This is a genomic window from Streptomyces glaucescens, from assembly GCF_000761215.1.
GTDB classification, from domain to species: domain Bacteria; phylum Actinomycetota; class Actinomycetes; order Streptomycetales; family Streptomycetaceae; genus Streptomyces; species Streptomyces glaucescens_B.
On the sequence record NZ_CP009438.1, the window covers coordinates 1999566 to 2017475 of the forward strand.

The 17910-nt window shown below is 72.8% G+C and carries 15 protein-coding genes and 1 pseudogene; 10 read left to right on the forward strand and 6 right to left on the reverse strand.

Annotated elements, in window-relative coordinates:
* Window positions 1–131: 131 nt before the first annotated feature.
* Window positions 132–557, reverse strand: coding sequence for a Rieske (2Fe-2S) protein (locus SGLAU_RS08660; RefSeq protein WP_043499853.1), 426 nt, complete (start codon window positions 555–557; stop codon window positions 132–134).
* Window positions 558–732: 175 nt separating this feature from the next.
* Here SGLAU_RS08660 and SGLAU_RS08665 point away from each other — a divergent pair, with 175 nt between their 5' ends.
* Both SGLAU_RS08665 and SGLAU_RS08670 read left to right on the forward strand, forming a co-directional pair.
* A complete protein-coding gene (locus tag SGLAU_RS08665) occupies window positions 733–1809 on the forward strand; it encodes a LacI family DNA-binding transcriptional regulator (RefSeq protein WP_043499854.1) in 1077 nt (358 codons plus the stop codon).
* A complete protein-coding gene (locus SGLAU_RS08670; protein ID WP_043499856.1) occupies window positions 1806–2714 on the forward strand; it encodes a carbohydrate kinase family protein in 909 nt (302 codons plus the stop codon). The genes SGLAU_RS08665 and SGLAU_RS08670 overlap by 4 nt, the downstream gene beginning before the upstream one ends.
* A gap of 317 nt (window positions 2715–3031) precedes the next feature.
* Here SGLAU_RS08670 and SGLAU_RS08675 read toward each other — a convergent pair whose 3' ends face one another.
* The gene (locus SGLAU_RS08675; protein ID WP_043499858.1) at window positions 3032–3895 is read right to left on the reverse strand and encodes a helix-turn-helix domain-containing protein; all 864 of its coding nucleotides are present in this window, start codon (window positions 3893–3895) and stop codon (window positions 3032–3034) included.
* A gap of 100 nt (window positions 3896–3995) precedes the next feature.
* Between SGLAU_RS08675 and SGLAU_RS08680 the strand changes: the two genes are divergently transcribed.
* Window positions 3996–4562, forward strand: a complete 567-nt coding sequence (locus tag SGLAU_RS08680) for a YceI family protein (RefSeq protein ID WP_043499860.1) — start codon at window positions 3996–3998, stop codon at window positions 4560–4562.
* Window positions 4563–4628: 66 nt separating this feature from the next.
* Here the strand turns inward: SGLAU_RS08680 and uvrA are convergent, their stop codons facing one another.
* Complete coding sequence (uvrA, locus tag SGLAU_RS08685) at window positions 4629–7634, reverse strand: excinuclease ABC subunit UvrA (protein ID WP_043506411.1); 3006 nt, start codon at window positions 7632–7634, stop codon at window positions 4629–4631.
* A gap of 223 nt (window positions 7635–7857) precedes the next feature.
* Here uvrA and SGLAU_RS08690 point away from each other — a divergent pair, with 223 nt between their 5' ends.
* The 5 genes from SGLAU_RS08690 (at window position 7858) to SGLAU_RS08710 (ending at window position 12087) form a co-directional block, all read left to right on the forward strand.
* Window positions 7858–8544 (forward strand): maleylpyruvate isomerase family mycothiol-dependent enzyme, encoded by a 687-nt coding sequence (locus SGLAU_RS08690; protein ID WP_043499861.1) that lies wholly within the window; start codon window positions 7858–7860, stop codon window positions 8542–8544.
* 51 nt (window positions 8545–8595) lie between these two features.
* The gene (locus tag SGLAU_RS08695; protein WP_043499864.1) at window positions 8596–9252 is read left to right on the forward strand and encodes an MBL fold metallo-hydrolase; all 657 of its coding nucleotides are present in this window, start codon (window positions 8596–8598) and stop codon (window positions 9250–9252) included.
* Window positions 9253–9566: 314 nt separating this feature from the next.
* Window positions 9567–10451: an ABC transporter substrate-binding protein gene (locus SGLAU_RS08700; RefSeq protein WP_043499866.1), complete on the forward strand. Its 885-nt coding sequence runs from the start codon at window positions 9567–9569 to the stop codon at window positions 10449–10451.
* Window positions 10448–11329 carry an amino acid ABC transporter permease gene (locus tag SGLAU_RS08705; RefSeq protein ID WP_043499868.1) on the forward strand — a complete coding sequence of 294 codons (882 nt, stop codon included), beginning with the start codon at window positions 10448–10450 and terminating at the stop codon, window positions 11327–11329. Before SGLAU_RS08700 ends, SGLAU_RS08705 begins: the two co-directional genes overlap by 4 nt.
* The gene (locus SGLAU_RS08710; RefSeq protein ID WP_043499869.1) at window positions 11326–12087 is read left to right on the forward strand and encodes an amino acid ABC transporter ATP-binding protein; all 762 of its coding nucleotides are present in this window, start codon (window positions 11326–11328) and stop codon (window positions 12085–12087) included. The genes SGLAU_RS08705 and SGLAU_RS08710 overlap by 4 nt, the downstream gene beginning before the upstream one ends.
* Window positions 12088–12203: 116 nt before the next feature.
* Here SGLAU_RS08710 and aroQ read toward each other — a convergent pair whose 3' ends face one another.
* Window positions 12204–12677 carry a type II 3-dehydroquinate dehydratase gene (gene aroQ / locus SGLAU_RS08715; protein WP_043499871.1) on the reverse strand — a complete coding sequence of 158 codons (474 nt, stop codon included), beginning with the start codon at window positions 12675–12677 and terminating at the stop codon, window positions 12204–12206.
* A 97-nt stretch (window positions 12678–12774) separates the two neighbouring features.
* Here aroQ and SGLAU_RS08720 point away from each other — a divergent pair.
* Window positions 12775–13817, forward strand: a pseudogene (locus SGLAU_RS08720) (S66 peptidase family protein).
* Window positions 13818–13911: 94 nt separating this feature from the next.
* Window positions 13912–15189: an MFS transporter gene (locus tag SGLAU_RS08725; RefSeq protein WP_043499872.1), complete on the forward strand. Its 1278-nt coding sequence runs from the start codon at window positions 13912–13914 to the stop codon at window positions 15187–15189.
* Between the two features lie 193 nt (window positions 15190–15382).
* On the opposite strand, the gene SGLAU_RS08730 is transcribed toward SGLAU_RS08725, so the two are convergent.
* Together SGLAU_RS08730 and SGLAU_RS08735 are read right to left on the reverse strand one after the other, a co-directional pair.
* Window positions 15383–16483, reverse strand: a complete 1101-nt coding sequence (locus SGLAU_RS08730) for a calcium:proton antiporter (protein ID WP_043506412.1) — start codon at window positions 16481–16483, stop codon at window positions 15383–15385.
* Window positions 16484–16803: 320 nt separating this feature from the next.
* A complete protein-coding gene (locus SGLAU_RS08735) occupies window positions 16804–17796 on the reverse strand; it encodes a TerC family protein (RefSeq protein WP_043499875.1) in 993 nt (330 codons plus the stop codon).
* Window positions 17797–17910: the final 114 nt, after the last annotated feature.

The following is a 17910-nucleotide window of genomic DNA, read 5'->3' on the forward strand; positions in this document are numbered from 1 at the left end:
GGCCGGTCAGCCGGCCCGCCGGTCCGCCGGTCCGCCGGTCCGCCGGTCCGCCGGTCCTGCGGTCCGACCGGCCGGGCTTCCTCCGGTCCTCCGGCCCGTCGGCCCGCCGGTCAGCCGGTCTCCCCCGGTGCTCAGGCCTTCGGGCCCGCCACGATCCTGCCGTTCTCGCTCCGCACCGCCAGCTCCACCAGCGGCACCGTGGCCGGTGCCTGGAGCACCTCGCCGGTCGCGGCGTCGAACTCGCTGCCGTGGCAGAAGCACGTCAGCCGGGTGCCCTCCAGCTTGGTGATGGGGCAGCTCGCGTGCGTGCAGATCGTGCTGTACGCCTTCAGGGCGCCCTGCTCGTCGCGGCTGACCACCACGTTCTGCTCGCGGTAGAGGCGGGCGGCGCCCTTCGCGACCTCGCTCTCCGCGCCCAGGTCGACCGGCGCGGTCGGGGTGGCCGGGGTCTTGCGGGCGCTCTCCGGTGCGCAGGCGGCGATGCCGAGCCCGGCGACGGGAGCGAGCGCGGCTCCGCGCAGGACGGTGCGGCGGCTCGCGGAGGGGCTGGCGGGCATGGGGGCTCCACGGGTCGGGGGCTGGTCTCGAAGAGGACGTTTCGACGATAACCGGGCCGCGGGTCCCGGTGTGCGCCCGGGGTGACCCTGACGTAAGCGTTTACGCGCGCCCGCCCGATCGGCTACCTTGCCGACGGGAACACCGACACCCCGGTAGCCGGATCGGAGGGGAAGCATGCCGACCATGGCCGACGTGGCGCGCAGCGCCGGTGTCTCCGTCGCGACCGTCTCCCACGTGCTGAACGGCACCCGGACCGTGCTCCCCCACACCCGCCAGGCCGTCCTCGACGCGATCGACGAGCTCGGCTACACGCCCAACACCCTCGCCCGCTCCCTGGTCACCTCCCGCACCCGCTCCATCGGCCTCGCGGTGCCGGCGACCGGCAACCCGTACTTCGCCGAGATCGTCCAGGGCGTCGAGGCCGCCGCCCTGGAGCACGGCTACGGCCTGCTCATCGCCGATCCGCACGACGACCCGGAGCACGAGCGCAAGGTCGTCCAGCTGCTGCACGAGCGACGGGTGGACGGCATGATCGTCGCCCCGTCCGCCGATCCGGGCGAGCTGGTCGCCTACCTGCGCCGCCACGACGTACCGGCCGTCCTCCTGGACCGCGTGCCCGACGACCGCGCGGAGGGCGCCCAGCGCTTGGACCAGGTGTGCGCGGAGGGCATCGAGCCGATGACCCGGCTGGTCACCCACCTCGCCGGCCGGGGCCACCGCCGGATCGGCCTGGTCGCGGGCCGGCCCGGACTCAGCACCACCGCTGAGCGCATCACCGGCTACCGGCACGGTCTCGCGGCGGCCGGGCTGCCGTTCGAGGAACGGCTCGTGGTCCACGGTGACTCCGGGACGGCGGGCGGCGAACGGGCCACCGCGGCCCTGATGTCCCTGGCCGCGCCGCCGACCGCGCTCGTCACCGGCAACGACGCGATGACGATCGGTGCCCTGCGCGCCCTGCGGGAGCGGGGCCTCACCGTCCCCGGTGACATCGCGCTCGCCTGCTTCGACGACTTCCCGTGGGCGGACCTCTTCTCGCCCCGGCTCACCGCGATCGCCCAGCCCGGCAAGGAGCTCGGCGCGACGGCGGTGCGGGTGCTCCTGGAGCGCCTCGACGCACCGGACCGGCCCGCCCGGACCGTGCGGCTGCCCTGCACGTTCGTCCACCGCACCTCGTGCGGCTGTCCCGGCCGGCCGTCGCGGCCGGACGCGTCCCAGGGGCCCCGGCGGCCCGAGGAAGGAGCCGATTCGTGATCGTCGTCGCCGGTGAGGCCCTGATCGACCTGGTACCGCAGGGCCCGGGGGCCCTGGCGAGCCTGCGTCCGGCGCCGGGCGGCGGCCCGTACAACACCGCCGTCGCGCTCGGCCGGCTCGGCTCCCCCACCGCGTTCTGCTCGCGGGTCTCGTCCGACGCCTTCGGGGAAGCCCTGCTCGACGGGCTGCGCGGGGCCGGGGTGGACGTGTCGGGCGTGCAGCGCGGCGCCGAGCCGACCACGCTCGCCGTCGCCACGGTCGACGCGCACGGCTCGGCCGCCTACTCGTTCTACGTCGACGGCACCGCCGACCGGCTGTTCAGCGCTCCCGCCACGCTTCCCGCGGGGACCCGCGCGGTGTCCTTCGGCACCTGCTCCCTCGTCCTGGAACCCGGGGCGAGTGCGTATGAGGAGCTGATGCGGGCCGCGGCCGGGCAGGGCGTGTTCACCGCGCTCGACCCGAACGTCCGGGCGGGCCTGATCCCGGACGCGGACGCCTACCGCGCCCGGTTCCTGACGTGGCTGCCGTCGGTGACGCTGCTGAAGCTGTCCGAGGAGGACGCGCGGTGGCTCGGCGGCACCCCGCGGGAGTGGCTGGCGGCCGGGCCCTCGGCCGTCGTGATCACCCGGGGCGGCGACGGGCTGACCGTCTTCACGCGCGACGGCGCCGAGTACTCCGTGCCGGGTGAGAAGGTCGACGTGGTGGACACCATCGGCGCCGGGGACACCGTCAACGCGGCCCTGCTGCACGGCCTGGCCGCGCAGCACGCCCTCTCCCCCACCGCGCTCGCCGGTCTGGACGCCGACGGCTGGACCGGGCTGCTGCGGTTCGCGGCCCGGGCTGCGGCCCTCACCTGCTCACGGGCCGGCGCGGAGCCACCGTACGCGCACGAACTGGCCGGCTGACGCGCCGAGGACGACCGCCGTACGGCGGGGCGTGCCGGCCTGCGGCGCGGCGGGCTGACGCACGGCGGGGCGGGCTGTGACGTACGGCGGGCAGACCGACGCGCCGCCGGGCAGACCGACGCAGCGGTCGGGCGGCTGGGGCCCTGTGCTCGTGCGGGACGGCGGGGCGGGGTGTGACGTACGCCGGGTTAGACCGACGGACGGCCAGGCAGACCGACGCGCCGCCGGGCGGACCGACGCAACGGCCGGGCAGGCCGACGCGCCGCCGGGCGGCTGGGGCTCTGTGCCGTGCGGGGCGGCGGCCCGGGCCCCGGCCCTCAGCCCGCGCGGCCCACCGCGCGCAAGGCGCCCGGGTGACGGCCGTTGAGGCGGTCCAGGGCGGCCGCCGTGGCCTCGTCGGCGGGCAGGTGGACGACGATCCGCTGGCCGTCGTCCGGCAGCGCCAGCGTCTCGTGCAGCAGCCGCAGCGGGCCGGCCTCCGGGTGTTCGACGCGCTGTCCGCCGACCCGCCGCGGGGCCGTCGCGAGATCGGCGAAGCGGTCAGCGAACTCCGCCCCCGCGGTCACCATGAGTTCCTCGGCCAGCTCGGCGGCGTACGGGTCCCGCAGGGGTACGTCGTGCCGGAGCTGGGCGACCAGGTTGTCGGCCTCGCGGTCCCAGTCGGGGAAGGCGTCGCGGGCGCGGACGTCGGTGAACAGATGGCGGAGCAGGTTGGGGTGCTCGGCGTCGAGCACGCCGACCGGGCCGAACAGCCGGGCGTAGCCGGTGGTGTGGGCGAGGACGTCGCCGATCCAGTTCAGCACCACGGCGGGGGCGGGCTCCAGGTGGTCGAGGACGGCGCGCACCGTGGCGCGCGGGGTGCGGCTGAGCGGCGGGGCGGCACCGCACACCAGCGGGTCGCCGCCGTCCGCCTCCTTGACCAGCCGGCGCAGCACCATCCGGTCGCGCAGCGACAGGCCGAGCGCGTCGGCGAGGGCCCCGAGGACCTGGGCGGAGGGGTTGCGGTCCCGTCCCTGTTCCAGCCGGGTGAGGTACTCGACGCTGATGCCGGCGAGCGTGGCCAGCTCGGCGCGGCGCAGTCCGGGGGTGCGGCGCCGGGTCCCCGCGGGCAGTCCCGCCTGTTCCGGGGTCACGGCCTCGCGCCAGGTCCGCAAGTAGGTGCCCAACTCGTTGTCGCTCACCCCGCGAACGTACCAACGCCCGCGCGCCGGAGGGTGGCCCCGCGACTACCAGGCTTCGCCCGGTCTCCCTGCCGCGCCGGGGCGCCGCCAGGGTGGGGGCATGACGCGAAACGACTCGACGAACACCCTGACCACCGCTCCGCTGCCGCTGGCCCCCGGGGACTGGGAGCTCGACCCGCTGCACTCGGCCGTCAACTTCACCATCCGCCACCTGGGGATCGCCAAGGTCCGGGGCCGCTTCGCCGAGGTGCGGGCCGCTCTGCACGTCGGTGAGGTGCCGGCGGACGTGCGGGTGACCGCGGAGATCGCCCTGGCCTCCGTCGACACCGGCAATCCGGACCGGGACGCGCACGTGCGGGCGTCCGACCTGCTCGACGTGGAGAAGCGGCCGACGATGACGTTCCGCTCGACGCGGGTGTTCGGCGCGGGCGAGGACTGGACCATGGAGGGCGAGCTGACGATCGGCGACGTGACCCGTCCGGTGACGCTCGCCGTGGAGTTCGGCGGTGTGGTGGACGTGCCGGTCGACGGCTCCCGGCACGCCGGGTTCGAGGCGACGGGCGAGATCCGCCGCAGCGACTTCGGGCTGGACTTCGCCCCGGGGCTGCTGGGCGACACGGTGAAGATCCAGCTGGACATGCAGTTCGTGGAACCGCGGGGCGCCTGAGACGCGGACGCGCGGTGCCCGGGGGGAACGGGGGTTCCCCGGGGCACCGCGCACCGGTGTGGACGCTCAGGCCTTGCGGGCCCGCGTCGTCTTCTTCGCGGGCGCCGCCTTCTTGGTGGCGGCCTTCGCGGTGGCCGCGCCGTCGGCGCCCTTGGCGGCCGTCTTCCTGGCCGTGGCCTTGGCGGCCGTCTTCCGCGCGGAGGTCCGGACCGGTTCGGCGTCGCTGATCCGGTCGGCGCCGAGGATGTCCCGCAGGAACTTGCCGGTGTGGCTGGCGGGGACCGCCGCGACCTGTTCGGGCGTGCCCTCGGCGACGACGAGGCCGCCGCCCGCGCCACCCTCGGGACCCATGTCGACGAGCCAGTCGGCGGTCTTGATCACATCGAGGTTGTGCTCGATGACGATCACCGTGTTGCCCTTGTCGACCAGGCCGGACAAGACCTTCAGCAGCTTGCTGATGTCCTCGAAGTGCAGACCGGTGGTCGGCTCGTCCAGGACGTAGACGGTGCGGCCGGTGGAGCGCTTCTGGAGCTCGCTGGCGAGCTTGACGCGCTGGGCCTCGCCGCCGGACAGGGTGGTCGCGGACTGGCCGAGCCGGACGTAGCCGAGGCCGACGTCGTGCAGCGTCTTCAGGTGGCGGTTGATCGCGGGGACCGCCTCGAAGAAGTGCATCGCCTCCTCGATCGGCATGTTCAGGACCTCGGCGATGGACTTGCCCTTGTAGTGGACCTCCAGGGTCTCCCGGTTGTACCGGGCGCCGTGGCAGACCTCGCACGGGACGTACACGTCCGGGAGGAAGTTCATCTCGATCTTGATGGTGCCGTCGCCCGCGCAGTTCTCGCAGCGGCCGCCCTTGACGTTGAAGGAGAAGCGGCCGGGCAGGTAGCCGCGGACCTTCGCCTCGGTGGTCTCGGCGAACAGCTTGCGGATGTGGTCGAAGACGCCGGTGTACGTCGCCGGGTTCGAGCGCGGGGTGCGGCCGATGGGCGACTGGTCGACGTGCACCACCTTGTCGACGAGGTCGTCGCCCTCCACGCGCGTGTGCCGCCCGGGGACGGTCCGCGCGCCGTTCAGCTCGCGGGCCAGGTGGGTGTAGAGGATGTCGTTCACCAGGGTCGACTTGCCGGAGCCGGAGACGCCGGTGACCGCGGTGAAGACGCCCAGCGGGAACGAGACGTCGATGTCCTGGAGGTTGTTCTCCCGGGCACCGTGCACGGTGAGCTGCCGGGACGGGTCGATCGGGCGCCGGACGTCCGGCAGCGGGATGGACTTCTTGCCCGACAGGTACTGGCCGGTCTGCGACTCGGTGTTGGCGAGCAGTTCCTTCAGGGAGCCGCTGTGCACGACCTTGCCGCCGTGCTCGCCGGCGCCGGGGCCGATGTCGACGATCCAGTCGGCGACCTTGATGGTGTCCTCGTCGTGCTCGACGACGATGAGCGTGTTGCCCATGTCGCGCAGCCGGACCAGGGTCTCGATCAGCCGGTGGTTGTCGCGCTGGTGCAGGCCGATGGACGGCTCGTCGAGGACGTAGAGCACGCCGACGAGGCCGGAGCCGATCTGGGTGGCCAGGCGGATGCGCTGGGCCTCGCCGCCGGAGAGGGTGCCGGCCGCGCGGTTCAGCGAGAGGTAGTCCAGGCCGACGTCGACCAGGAACCGCAGCCGCTCGTTGACCTCCTTCAGCACCCGTTCGGCGATCTTCTTGTCGCGGGCGCTGAGCTTCAGCTCGCCCAGGAAGTCCGCGCAGTCGCTGATCGACATCGCGGAGACCTCGGCGATCGACTTCCCCATGATCGTGACCGCAAGCACGATCGGCTTCAGGCGCGTGCCCTCACAGGTGGGGCAGGGCACTTCGCGCATGTAGCCCTCGAAGCGCTCCCGGCTGGCGTCCGACTCGGCCTCGCTGTGCCGGCGCTTGACGAACGGCACGGCGCCCTCGAACGGCGTGGTGTACACCCGCTCGCGGCCGTAGCGGTTGCGGTAGCGGACCTCGATCTGCGTCCGGTGGCCGTACAGCAGGGCCTTCTTCGCGCGCTGCGGCAGGCCCGCGAACGGGATGTCGGTGCGGAAGCCGAGCGCGTCGGCGAGGGCGCCGATCAGCCGGCTGAAGTAGTCCTTGGTGTGGCCGTGCGACCAGGGGTGGATGGCGCCCTCGTCCAGGGACTTGTCCGGGTCCGGGACGATCAGCTCCGGGTCGACCTCCATGCGGGTGCCGATGCCGGTGCACTCGGGGCAGGCGCCGAAGGGCGAGTTGAAGGAGAAGGAGCGGGGCTCCAGCTCCTCGAAGGACAGGTCGTCGTACGCGCAGTACAGGTGCTCCGAGTACATCCGCTCGCGCTCGGGGTCGTCCTCGGGGAGGTCGACGAAGTCGAGCACGACCATGCCGCCGGACAGGCCGAGGGCGGTCTCCACGGAGTCGGTGAGCCGGCGCTTGGCGGAGTCCTTCACCGTGAGGCGGTCGATGACCACCTCGATGGTGTGCTTCTCCTGCTTCTTCAGGGTGGGCGGGCTGGACAGCTGGATCGTCTCGCCGTCGACCCGCGCGCGGGAGTAGCCCTTGGTCTGGAGGTCGGCGAAGAGGTCGACGAACTCGCCCTTGCGCTCGCGCACCAGCGGCGAGAGCACCTGGAAGCGGCTCCCCTCCGGCAGCTCCAGGACCTTGTCCACGATGGCCTGCGGCGACTGGCGCGAGATCGGGCGGCCGCACTCGGGGCAGTGCGGCTTGCCGATGCGCGCGAAGAGCAGGCGCAGGTAGTCGTAGACCTCGGTGATGGTTCCGACCGTCGAGCGCGGGTTGCGCGAGGTCGACTTCTGGTCGATGGAGACCGCCGGGGACAGACCTTCGATGAAGTCGACGTCCGGCTTGTCCATCTGGCCGAGGAACTGGCGGGCGTACGAGGAGAGCGATTCCACGTAGCGCCGCTGGCCCTCGGCGAAGATCGTGTCGAAGGCCAGGGAGGACTTGCCCGACCCGGACAGGCCCGTGAAGACGATGAGCGAGTCCCGGGGCAGATCGAGCGAGACGTTCTTCAGGTTGTGCTCGCGCGCGCCACGGACGATGAGACGGTCGGCCACGCCGGTCCGCACCTTTCTTGAGAGAAGTGACAGGGGCGGGGCCCCCGTCCTTCTCAGACTAGGGGGAGCCACTGACAACGCCGGTCGGATTTCCCGGTCGCATAACAATCCCCGACCATCCAGCATGCCCGACGCCGTCACCGACCATATAGCACGTGCATTCGATTAACGGTCCTGGTCCGCCGCCTTCACCCGAAGGAGTGGTGCGGCTAGGGTCGGCCCCATGATTGATCACGTGCGTGACCTGGCGTCTGTACAGGAGGCGACCGATCGGCTGCTGAGCGCAGCCGCCAAGCTGGACAACGCGGACGTGACGCAACCGTCACGGCTGCCGGGCTGGAGCCGCGGCCATGTCCTCGCCCATCTCGCCCGCAACGCGGACGCCCTCGTGAACGTCCTGGAGGGGCGTCCGATGTACGCCTCCGCCGAGGCCCGGGACGCCGACATCGAGCGGGACGCCCCGCGCCCCCTCGCGGAGCAGCTCACCGACGTCCGCGCGAGCGGTGAGCGGTTCCAGGAGGCGGGGGCGGCGCCCGCGGACTGGTCGCGGACCGTGGAGCTGCGCAACGGCGTCACCGACACCGCGTCCCGGGTGCCGTTCCGGCGGTGGGTGGAGGTCGAGCTGCACCACGTGGACCTGGGCGTCGGATACGAGCTGGAGGATCTGCCGGCGGAGTTCACCGAGCGGGAGATCGGCTTCCTCGCCGACCGGTTCGCCGGGCACCCGGACGTCCCGCCGACCCGGCTGACGGACGGCACGCGCGCGTGGCGCACCGGCCGGGACGCGGACGCCCCCGAGGTCACCGTGCGGGGCCCGCGAGCCGATCTGCTGGGCTGGCTGGCCGGCCGGCGCGACGGTTCGGCGCTGACGGTGGAGGGCGGTCCGCTGCCCGCCCTGCCCCCGCTGTGACCCCGGCCGGCGAACTGCCCGGGGCGGGTCCGCCGCCCTAGACTGACGGCCATGACGTACAGCGGACAGGTGACGGTCGGCGGCCCGGCGGACGTGCACGAGCTCAAGGACCTGATGATCACGAAGATCGCGGTCGGCCCGATGGACAACAACGCCTATCTGCTGCGTTGCCGGGCCACCGACGAGCAGCTGCTGATCGACGCGGCCAACGAGGCACAGACCCTGCTGGGCATGATCGGTGACGACGGCATCGCCTCCGTCGTCACCACCCACCGGCACGGGGACCACTGGCAGGCTCTCGCCGAGGTCGTCGCCGCCACCGGGGCCCGCACGTACGCGGGCCGGGACGACGCCGAGGGCATCCCCGTGCCGACCGACGTCCTGGTCGACGACGGGGACGTCATCCGGGTGGGACAGGTGGAGCTGACCGCGCGCCACCTCGTGGGCCACACAGCCGGCTCGATCGCGCTCGTCTACGACGACCCGCACGGCCACCCCCATGTGTTCACGGGCGACTGCCTCTTCCCGGGCGGCGTGGGGAACACGCACAAGGACCCGGAGGCGTTCGCCAGCCTCATCCACGACGTGGAGACGAAGCTCTTCGCCGTCCTCCCGGACGAGACCTGGGTCTATCCGGGGCACGGCGACGACACCACGCTGGGCGCGGAGCGTCCCCACCTGCCGGAGTGGCACCGGCGCGGGTGGTGAACACCGCCCGCGAAGGCGGGGCCGGGCCGGGGCGTGCGCCGCTCGACGCGCGCCCCGTGTGAACCGACTGCACGCTCCGGCGCCCCGTGCGCGCTCCCGGCGCACGCGGTCGCGCGGTCCACTGGAGGCAGCCCCGCGCGGGACGACGGCTCCCGCGCGGCACGGGCCGCCGGTCCCTTCCTCCCGCCCTCGGCCGGCGGCCCAAGGCCCGCTGTGGCAGCGCCCGTTCACACGCGCGCAACACCCGTTCCCACCATGCGGACACTCACTGGCGTGACCTCGACAAACGCGGTCCGCACTGCCAGTCTCCCGCCATGCGATCCGTCCACCGCGCGCCCCGCCGCGCCGTCGCCGCCGTCACCGTCGCCCTGCTCGCCACCGCCGTCGCCTGTGCCCCGCAGCCGGAGGAGGACACGGCCACCGGACCGTCCGGGTCCCCGGGGAACGGCTGCGTCCAGGGCGAACTGGCGACGAAGACCCCCGGCAGGCTCACGATCGCGACCGACGAACCCGCGTACGAGCCGTGGTTCCGGGACGGCGATCCCGCGAGCGGCGAGGGCTTCGAGTCCGCGGTGGCGTACGCCGTCGCCGAGCGGCTCGGGTACGGCAAGGGCGCCGTGGTCTGGCAGCGCGTGCCCTTCAACAAGGCGTTCGCACCCGGCGCGAAGACGTTCGACTTCGACATCAACCAGGTCTCCATCAGCGACGAGCGCAGGAAGGCGGTGGACTTCTCCGCCGGTTACTACGACGTGCGCCAGGCCGTCATCGCGCTGAAGGGCTCCAAGGCGGCGAAGGCGAAGAGCGTCGCGGACCTCAAGGACGTCACGCTGGGCGCGCAGGTCGGCACCACGAGCCTGCGGTACATCGAGGACGTGGTGCGGCCCGAGCGGCCGGCGGCCGTCTACGCCAGGAACGACCAGGCGAAGTCGGCGCTGCGGAACGGTCAGGTCGACGCCGTCGTCACCGACCTGCCCACCGCCTTCTACATCACCGCGGCCGAGGTGACGGACGCCGAGATCGTCGGCCAGTTCGAGAACCGGGGCTCCGCGCGGGAGCAGTTCGGGCTCGTGCTCGACAAGGGCAGCGCGCTCACCGGGTGCGTCACGGCCGCCGTGGAGGCGCTGCGCCGGGACGGCACCCTGGCGGAACTGGAGCAGCGGTGGCTGTCCGACGCCGTCGACGCCCCGGTGCTGAAGTGACCCTCGCGAAGGACGCGCGGGGCACCGAGGACCCGTACGTCCCGTCGGAGCGCCGGCTGGAGCGGGAGCGGTACAAGCGGGCCCGCGCGCGCCGCGCCACCGCCGTCGCGGCGCTGTCGACCCTGGTGACCGGCGTCGTGCTGTACCTGGTCGTGGTGAACGCGCCGGGCTGGCAGCGCACCAGGGAGACCTTCTTCGACTGGGGTTACGCGCGTGAGGCCTTCCCGAAGGTGCTCGAAGGGCTCTGGCTGAACGTCCGGCTGCTGCTGGTGTGCGGGGCCGCCGTGCTGGTCCTCGGCATGCTCGTCGCCGTCGCGCGCACCCTGCGCGGCCCGGTGTTCCTCCCGCTGCGTGTGCTGGCCGCCGCGTACACGGACTTCTTCCGCGGGCTGCCGCTGATCATCACTCTGATGATCGTGGTCCTCGGCGTCCCGGCGCTGCGCCTCCAGGGGGTGACCGTCGACCCGGTGCTGCTGGGCGGGACCGCGCTGACGCTGACGTACTCGGCGTACGTCGCGGAGGTGTTCCGCGCGGGCATCGAGTCCGTCCACCCCTCGCAGCGCGCCGCGGCCCGCTCGCTCGGCCTGACCGGCCGGCAGGCGCTGCGGCACGTGGTGCTGCCGCAGGCGGTGCGCCGGCAGGTGCCGCCGCTGCTGAACGACCTGGTGTCGCTCCAGAAGGACACCGGCCTGGTGTCGATCGGCGGCGCGGTGGACGCCGTGCGCGCGGCGGACATCATCGTCGGCCGCAGCCTGAACTACACGCCGTACATCGTCGCGGGCCTGGTGTTCGTGGCGCTGACCATTCCGATGACCCGCCTCACGGACTGGGTGACGGCCCGGACGGAGCGCCGGCGGGCCCAGGGAGGAGCCACATGAGCGAGGCCCCCGGCGCCCCGGTGCTGCGGATGGAGTCCGTCCGCAAGACCTTCGGCGGCTCGGTCGTGCTGCGGGACGTCTGCCTGGAGGTCGCTCCGCACACGGTGACGGCCCTGATCGGCGCCTCCGGGTCCGGGAAGTCGACCCTGCTGCGGTGCGCGAATCTGCTGGAGGAGATCGACGACGGGGCGATCTGGCTGGACGGCGAGGAGATCACCGACCCGCGTGTGGACCAGGACGCGGTACGGCGCCGGATCGGCGTGGTCTTCCAGGCGTACAACCTCTTCCCGCACATGACGGTGCTGGAGAACATCACCCTCGCCCCGCGCCGCGTGCACGGCGTGCCCCGCGCGGAGGCGGAGGAACGGGCCCGGGAACTGCTGGAGCGGCTGGGGCTGGGCGACAGGGCCGGCGCGTACCCGGACCGGCTCAGCGGTGGCCAGCAGCAGCGGGTGGCCATCGTGCGCGCCCTGGCGGTACGGCCCCGGCTGCTGCTGCTCGACGAGATCACCGCGGCGCTGGATCCGGAGCTGGTGGGCGAGGTCCTGGCCGTCGTCCGCGACCTCAAGGACGACGGCATGACCATGGTGCTGGCGACGCACGAGATGGGCTTCGCGCGGGAGGTCGCCGACCAGGTCTGTTTCCTGGACGGAGGAGTCGTGCTGGAGCGCGGCAGCGCCGAACAGGTCTTCGGCGACCCGCGTCAGGAGCGCACACGGAGCTTCCTGCGGCGCGTCGTCGAGGCGGGGCGCCTGTGAGCGCCGTGCGGGACCGGAGCGGGGCGGGACGGGGGCGGGCGTCGTGCGTTCGTGCGGGCGGCGGGCGGCGCCCGGGGGTGAGGCGTGTCGGCGCGGGACGGCGGCCGGGCCAGGCGTCAGGTATCCGTACGGGTCGGTCCGAGCAGCGCGGCGATCCGCTGCACGCCGAACGCGTAGCCCTGGACCCCGCATCCCGCGATGACGCCGTCCGCGCGCAGGGAGACGTAGGAGAGGTGCCGGAACGACTCCCGCTTGTGGATGTTGGAGATGTGGACCTCGACCACCGGCATGCCGTCACAGGTGTTCAGCGCGTCGAGGAGGGCGATGGAGGTGTGCGTGTAGGCACCGGGGTTGATGACGATCCCGCAGTGGTTCCGCCGCGCCTCGTGGATCCAGTCGATCAGCTCGCCCTCGTGGTTGGACTGGCGCAGGTCCACCGTGCCGCCGTGCGCGGCCGCCGCCTCGGCGCACAGCGCCTCGACGTCGGCGAGGGTCTCGGATCCGTAGATCTCCGGCTGGCGCTGCCCGAGGAGGTTCAGGTTGGGGCCGTTGAGAATCATGATCGGGGCGTTCGCCAGGGTGCGGGGCACTGTTCCTCCGGTCCGGTCGGGGGCGGTCCGGCGGGACCGCCGCTCGCCCCCGGTTTATCACGGTGCGCGCGCGGGCGACCGGCCCTACCCTCCCGTCATGATCACACCCGTGTACCCGCCCAAGCCCTCCCCCGGTGACCGCATAGCCGTCGTCTCGCCGGCCAGTGGCCTGCCCGGCCTCTTCCCGCTCCCCTACGAACTGGGCCTGCGCCGCCTGCGCGAGGAGTACGGCTCGAACCGGTCGAGTACCCGGCGACGCGGAAGCCGGGCGCGACGCCCGCGGAACGGGCCGACGACCTCCACGCCGCCTTCGCCGATCCGGACGTCAAGGCGGTGATCGCCACCATCGGCGGCGACGACCAGATCACCGTGCTGCCGCTGCTGGACCGGGAGTTGATCCGCGCCCGTCCCAAGCCGTTCATCGGCATGAGCGACAACACCAATCTGCTGGCCTTCCTGCGCAACACGGGCATCGTCGGCTACCACGGGGCGAGCGTGATGGTCGAGCTGGGCCGCCCCGGCGCCATGAACCCGCAGACCGCCGACTCGCTGCGCGCGGCCCTGTTCACCTCCGGTCCGTACGAGCTGCGCCCCGCCGACCGCTGGAACGACGTGGACCGCGACTGGGCCGACCCCGCCACCTTCGACGAGGAGCCGCCCAGCCGCCCCGGCACCGGCTGGACCTGGGTGAACGCCGACCGGGTGGTGGAGGGCCGGGGCTGGGGCGGCAACCTGGAGATCCTCGGCTGGCTGCTGATGGCCGACCGCGAGATCGCCGAGCCGGAGGAGTACGAGGGCGACGTGCTGTTCCTGGAGACCTCGGAGGAGCTGCCGAGCGCCGCGGAGGTCTTCCGCACCCTGCGGAACATGGGTGAGCGCGGCCTGCTGGGGCGCTTCTCCGCGCTGCTGATGGCCCGGGCCAAGACCTGGTCCTTCGAGCGGCCCAACAGCCCGGAGGAGGCCGCCCGTTACGCCGCCGACCAGCGCGAGGCCGTGCTGAGCGCGATGCGCGCGTACGCCCCCGGCACCCCCGTCGTCTTCGATGTGGACTTCGGGCACACCGATCCGCAGGTGGTGATCCCGTACGGCGGTACCGTGCGCGTCGACGGCCCGGCCCGGCGCATCACGGTCACGTACTGACGCGCACCGGCACCTCCGCGCGCCCCCGTAACCGGCTGTCACGGTGGGTAGTTGTCGCGGCATGCACGACGTACGCACCGTAAGGGCGCCCTCCATGCTGCGGCTCGCGACCGCCGCCCTGGCCGGCACGGCCATCGAGTTCTACGACTTCTTCGTCTACGGGACCGCGGCGGCGCTGGTCCTCGGACCGCTGTTCTTCCCGACCGTCTCGCCGCTGGCGGGCACCCTGGCGGCGTTCGCCGCGTTCGGGGTCGGCTTCGTGGCCCGCCCGCTCGGCTCGGTGCTCTTCGGGCACATCGGGGACCGGCACGGACGACGGCCGGTCCTCGTCGCCTCGCTGCTGCTGACGGGGGCCTCCACGGTCGCGGTCGGCTGCCTGCCGACGTACGGCACCATCGGGACGGCGGCTCCGCTGCTCCTCGTCGTCCTGCGCTTCCTGCAAGGGCTGGGCCTCGGCGGGGAGTGGGGCGGGGCCGTGCTGCTGACCGCCGAGCACGCGCCCGCCGAGCGGCGCGCCCTGTGGTCGAGCTTCCCGCAGGTCGGGCCCGCGGTGGGCTTCCTGCTCGCCAACGGCTCGATGCTGGCCCTGTCGGCCACCCTGTCCGAGGCGCAGTTCGCCCAGTGGGGCTGGCGGGTGCCGTTCTGGGCGGCCGGGGTGCTGGCCGTGGTGGGGCTGTGGCTGCGCTCGTCGCTCGCCGAGAGCCCCCGCTTCCTGGAGATCGAGGAACCCGCGCGCGTGCCGATCGCCGAGGTCGTGCGCGACCACTGGCGGCTGGTCCTGCTCACCGCCGGCGCGCTCGCCGTCGGCTACGCGATCTTCTATGCCGTGACCACGTGGTCCCTCGCCTACGCCACCGAACGGCTGGAGGTCGGCCGCAGCGTCATGCTGGCCTGCGTGATGGCCGCCGTGGTGATCAAGGGCGCGCTCACCCCGGTCGCGGCGGTGCTCGGCGACCGGTACGGGCGCCGGCCGATGTGCCTGGCCGGCTGTACGGCCGCCGCCCTGTGGATGTTCCCGATGGTCGCGCTGCTCGCCACCGGTGCGCCGCTGCTGATGTTCCTCGGGTTCCTCGGCGCGATGCTCTCGTTCATCACGATGTTCGCGGTGATCGCGGCCTACCTGCCCGAGTTGTACGAGCCCCGGGTGCGCTGCACCGGCGCCGCCGTCGGCTACAACCTGGGCGGTGTGCTCGGCGGCGCGCTCACCCCGATCGCGGCGACCGCGCTGGCCGAGCAGGGCGGCCGGGTGCCGTGGGCCGTCGGGGCCTATCTGACCGGGATCGCGCTGCTCAGCCTCGGGTGCTTCGTGCTGCTGCCGGAGACCCGCCCGGCACCGGCGGCCGCGCCGAAGCCGGCGCCGGTCATGGACTGACGGCGCCGGCTTCGGCGCGGCTGGGCCGGGGCACGGAGCGGCTCGGCCGGCAGGGAGCGGCTGGGCCGAGGCAGGGAACGGCTGGGCCGGGGCAGGGAACGGCTGGGCCGGGGCAGGGAACGGCTGGGCCGGGGCAGGGAACGGCTGGGCCGGGGCAGGGAACGGCTGGGCCGGGCACGGACCGGCGGGCCGGTCAGGGGTTGACGGCCAGCTCCAGGTACGCCGCGAACAGCACCAGGTGGACACCGCCCTGGAGCGGGGTGGCCCGTCCCGGCACCACCGTCAGCGAGGCCACGACCACTGTCAGGGCGAGCAGCACCATGTGCGTGGCTCCGAGTCCGAGGACGAGCGGTCCCGACAGCCAGACGGAGGCCAGGGCCACGGCAGGGATGGTCAGGCCGATGCTGGCCATGGCGGAGCCCAGGGCCAGGTTGAGGCTGGTCTGCACCCGGTCGCGGCGGGCGGAGCGCAGGGCGGCGATGGTCTCCGGCAGCAGCACCAGCAGGGCGATGACGACGCCGACCACGGCGTGCGGCAGTCCCGCCGCCGCCACGCCCGACTCGATGGTCGGCGACACGCCCTTGGCCAGTCCGACCACTCCGACCAGGGCGAGGCCGAGCAGGGCCACGCTGATCCAGGCGGTGCGCGTGGACGGCACGTCCGCGTGGTCGTCCTGGCTGATCACCTCGCCCTGACGGGTGATGGGCAGGAAGTAGTCCCGGTGTCTGACCGTCTGGGTGGTCACGAACAGGCCGTAGAGGACGAGCGAGGAGAGCGCGGCGAAGGTGAGCTGCACTCCGGAGAACTCCGGGCCCGGCTTGCTGGTGGTGAACGTCGGCAGGACCAGGCTCAGGGTGGCCAGGGTGGCGACCGTGGCGAGCGCGGCGCCCGTGCCCTCGGGGTTGAACACCGCCGTGCCGTGGCGCAGGGAGCCGACCAGGAGACTCAGGCCGACGACACCGTTGCAGGTGATCATCACGGCGGCGAACACGGTGTCGCGGGCCAGGGTCGAGCTCTTGTCGCCGCCGTCCGCCATCAGGGTGACGATCAGGGCGACCTCGATGATGGTCACGGCGACGGCGAGGACGAGCGAGCCGAAGGGCTCACCCACCCGGTGGGCGACCACCTCGGCGTGGTGCACGGCGGCGAGCACCGCTCCGGCCAGCACCGCGGTCACCACCGCGACGACCGGGCCGGGCAGATCGCGTCCCCAGGTGAAGATCAGCAGGATCACCGCGAGCACCGGCACGAGGAAGGTCCACCGGTTCGTGAGCGACCTGAGCCGAGCGACCATGTGGCGATCGTCGCAGACGGACCGTGGCTTCGCATTCCGGTCCCCGGGCCGTACGACGGTCCCGCTTCCGCTGGTCAGGTGGTCCTTCCGGCCGATGGCCACATCTCCTCCTCGCGTTGCCGCTCGTCACTCGGTCCCGGTGTCGCTCTGGATCGATCGCTCTCCTCTGGGGGTCTCTCGGGGGTTGCCCGCGGGGTCGGCTCGCGGAGGCCGCCGGGGTGCCTGGCATCCGGTGGACGTGACGCGGCACCGGGAGCGGCAGCTCGGCAGGACGCCGCGGGCCGCTCCCGGTGCCGGGTGCAGGGTCGGGGGACGAGGGGTCAGGCGTCGATGCTGTCCTTGCCGGCCCGCTCGTCCGCCGCCTCGGCCTCGGCCTGCTTCCTGGAGGCCCGCAGGCTGGTGATCGTGGTGACGACCAGGACGGTGCAGATCACGCCGAGGGAGACCGGGATGCTGATCTCCGGGACGTGCACACCGGACTCGTGCAGGGCGTGCAGCACCAGCTTGACGCCGATGAAGCCCAGGATGATCGACAGGCCGTACGACAGGTGGACCAGCTTCTTCAGCAGCCCGCCGATGAGGAAGTACAGCTGCCGCAGACCCATCAGGGCGAAGGCGTTCGCGGTGAAGACGATGTACGGGTCCTGGGTGAGGCCGAAGATCGCGGGGATGGAGTCCAGGGCGAACAGTACGTCGGTGGTGCCGATGGCGAGCATCACGACCAGCATCGGGGTCATGACCCGCTTGCCGTTCTCCTGGATCCACAGCTTGGTGCCGTGGTACCGGTCGGCCACGCCGAAGCGGCGCTCGACGGCCTTGAGCAGCTTGTTCTCCTCGTACTCCTCGTCCTCCTGATCGGCCCGGGCCTCCTGGATGAGCTTCCAGGCGGTCCAGATCAGGAAGGCGCCGAAGAGGTAGAACACCCACGAGAAGCTGGCGAGGATCGCGGCGCCGGCGGCGATGAAGATCGCGCGCAGCACCAGGGCGATGAGGACGCCTATGAGCAGCACCCGCTGCTGGTACTGCGACGGAACCGCGAACTTCGCCATGATCAGGACGAAGACGAACAGGTTGTCGACGCTCAGCGACTTCTCGGTGATGAAGCCGGCGAAGAACTCTCCGGCGGGCTGGCCGCCGCCGAAGACGAGCAGGCCGAGGCCGAACAGTCCGGCCAGGACGATCCAGACGACGGTCCAGATCCCGGCTTCCTTGATGGACACGTCATGGGGCTTGCGGCCGATGAAGAAATCGACCGCGATCAGGGCGGCCAGGCCCACGACCGTAAGGACCCACAGGGTCAGGGAAACTTCCACTGCGCCTCCGGCAGTACGTAGCGGCGAACAGATGAGTCAGCGTCGTCGCGCTGCCGGAGGTCTCTTCCACCCAACGATGGGCCGACGCCCCGGGATCCGGCCGGATCCGTATTG